This window comes from Anaerosacchariphilus hominis (genome assembly GCF_014290175.1).
Taxonomy (GTDB): domain Bacteria; phylum Bacillota; class Clostridia; order Lachnospirales; family Lachnospiraceae; genus Laedolimicola; species Laedolimicola hominis.
Map to the genome: position 1 here is coordinate 1 of NZ_JACOOR010000016.1, position 3083 is coordinate 3083.

1 rRNA gene is annotated in these 3083 nt (G+C 50.8%); it reads right to left on the bottom strand.

The annotated features are described in order from the left end of the window. Positions 1 to 3: 3 nt before the first annotated feature. Positions 4 to 2892 (bottom strand): 23S ribosomal RNA (locus H8S44_RS15970). Positions 2893 to 3083 lie beyond the last annotated feature (191 nt).

Here is a 3083-nt window from a genome sequence, read left to right on the forward strand (position 1 = left end):
CTCTTGGTCAAGCCCTCGACCTATTAGTAACAGTCAGCTCCATGTGTTACCACACTTCCACCTCTGCCCTATCTACCTTGTCGTCTTCAAGGGGTCTTACTTCTTTCGAATGGGATATCTCATCTTGAGGGGGGCTTCACGCTTAGATGCCTTCAGCGTTTATCCCGTCCCGACTTGGCTACTCGGCCATGAGCCTGGCGGCTCAACCGATACACCAGAGGTCAGTCCATCCCGGTCCTCTCGTACTAAGGACAGCTCCTCTCAAATATCCTACGCCCACGCCGGATAGGGACCGAACTGTCTCACGACGTTCTGAACCCAGCTCGCGTACCGCTTTAATGGGCGAACAGCCCAACCCTTGGGACCTACTACAGCCCCAGGATGCGATGAGCCGACATCGAGGTGCCAAACCACTCCGTCGATGTGAACTCTTGGGAGTGATAAGCCTGTTATCCCCAGGGTAGCTTTTATCCGTTGAGCGATGGCATTCCCACTTAATACCACCGGATCACTAAGTCCTACTTTCGTACCTGCTCCACCCGTCGGTGTCACAGTCAAGCTCCCTTCTGCCTTTGCACTCTTCGAATGGTTTCCAACCATTCTGAGGGAACCTTTGAGCGCCTCCGATACCCTTTCGGAGGCGACCGCCCCAGTCAAACTCCCCGCCTGGCATTGTCCTATCACCGGGTCACGGTGACTAGTTAGAAACCCAATACTGCAAGGGTGGTATCCCAACATTGGCTCCATGGCAACTGGCGTCACCATTTCACAGCCTCCCACCTATCCTGTACATGCAATACCGAATCCCAGTACCAAGCTGGAGTAAAGCTCCATGGGGTCTTTCCGTCCTGGCGCGGGTAACCAGCATCTTCACTGGTACTTCAATTTCACCGGATGCATTGTCGAGACAGTGCTCAAATCATTACGCCTTTCGTGCGGGTCGGAACTTACCCGACAAGGAATTTCGCTACCTTAGGACCGTTATAGTTACGGCCGCCGTTTACTGGGGCTTAAGTTCAATGCTTCGCTTGCGCTAACATCTCCCCTTAACCTTCCAGCACCGGGCAGGCGTCAGCCCATATACCTCACCTTTCGGTTTCGCATAGACCTGTGTTTTTGCTAAACAGTTGCTTGAGCCTATTCTCTGCGGCCTGCTCTCGCAGGCACCCCTTCTCCCGAAGTTACGGGGTCATTTTGCCGAGTTCCTTAACAATGCTTCTTCCGTCGGCCTTAGGATTCTCTCCTCATCCACCTGTGTCGGTTTACGGTACGGGTACTCTGCAAACAATAGCGGCTTTTCTCGACGCATGGCTCATGTGCTTCCCTACTTGATTTCGGTACGCGTCACGTCTTCGGATTGTGAAACGGATTTGCCAATTTCACTCCTACCTCGCTTGCACCGGACTTTCCATTTCCGGCTCACACTCTCCACACGTGTCCCCACAGTTCTGTTACAGAGCAGTACAGGAATCTCAACCTGTTGTCCATCGACTACGTCTTTCGACCTCGCCTTAGGTCCCGACTTACCCAGGGCAGATCAGCTTTACCCTGGAAACCTTAGATATTCGGCCGGAAGGATTCTCACCTTCCTCTCGCTACTCATTCCGGCATTCTCTCTTTTTAACAATCCACAGCTCCTTACGGTACTGCTTCGTCTCGTTAAAAATGCTCCTCTACCAATGTACTAGGTACATTCCTGAGCTTCGGTGTCGTGTTTTAGCCCCGGACATTTTCGGCGCAGGACCTCTCGACCAGTGAGCTATTACGCACTCTTTTAATGTATGGCTGCTTCTAAGCCAACATCCTGGTTGTCTTTGAAATCCCACATCCTTTTCCACTTAACACGCACTTTGGGACCTTAGCTGCAGGTCTGGGCTCTTTCCCTTTTGACTACCCAACTTATCTCGTGTAGTCTGACTCCCGATGAGCATCTATATGGCATTCGGAGTTTGATATTCTTCGGTAAGCTTTGACGCCCCCTAGGAAATTCAGTGCTCTACCTCCATTAGACTCCATCGAGGCTAGCCCTAAAGCTATTTCGAGGAGAACCAGCTATCTCCGGGTTCGATTGGAATTTCTCCCCTACCCACACCTCATCGCCACCCTTTTCAACGGATGTGCGTTCGGACCTCCATTGCCTTTTACGGCAACTTCATCCTGGACATGGGTAGATCACCCGGTTTCGGGTCTGCCTGAACTGACTTTACGCCCTATTAAGACTTGGTTTCCCTTCGGCTCCACACCTTAAGTGCTTAACCTCGCCAGTCCCGGCAACTCGCCGGACCGTTCTACAAAAAGTACGCGGTTCCGCATATAAAGCGGTTCCACAGCTTGTAAACACAGGGTTTCAGGTTCTCTTTCACTCCCCTCCCGGGGTCCTTTTCACCTTTCCTTCACAGTACTATGCGCTATCGGTCACTAAGGAGTATTTAGGCTTACGGGGTGGTCCCCGCTTGTTCCCACAAGGTTCCACGTGTCTCGTGGTACTCTGGATACCGCCATGTCTGCTCTCCTTTCATGTACGGGGCTTTCACCCTCTCTGGCTGGCTTTCCCAAAACCATTCTACTAGAATCACAGAATCAATTATGCGGTCCGAACCCCAGAGTGCACGCACTCTGGTTTGGCCTCTTTCCATTTCGCTCGCCGCTACTTTGGAAATCGAGTTTTCTTTCTTTTCCTCGCCCTACTTAGATGTTTCAGTTCAGGCGGTTCCCCTCCATACGTTATGGATTGGCGTATGGATGACTGAGGTCTTCTCAGCCGGGTTTCCCCATTCAGATATCTCCGGATCAATGGATATTTGCTCCTCCCCGAAGCTTTTCGCAGCTTATCACGTCTTTCATCGGCTCTTAGTGCCAAGGCATCCACCCTGCGCTCTTTCACGCTTGACCATTCTGACTGCCGGTGAGCAATCAGCTCATACATAGCGTTGTATGAGGGTCATAGGTTTGTTATTTTTAAGAGGTTTTCTTCCTCTTGGAATGATTACCTTTTAGGATAATCACCTCGGATGTCTTGTGTTAAATTCATTCTAAGGATTGAATTTAACTTGTAGATATTTCAGTATATAGTTTTCAAGGTA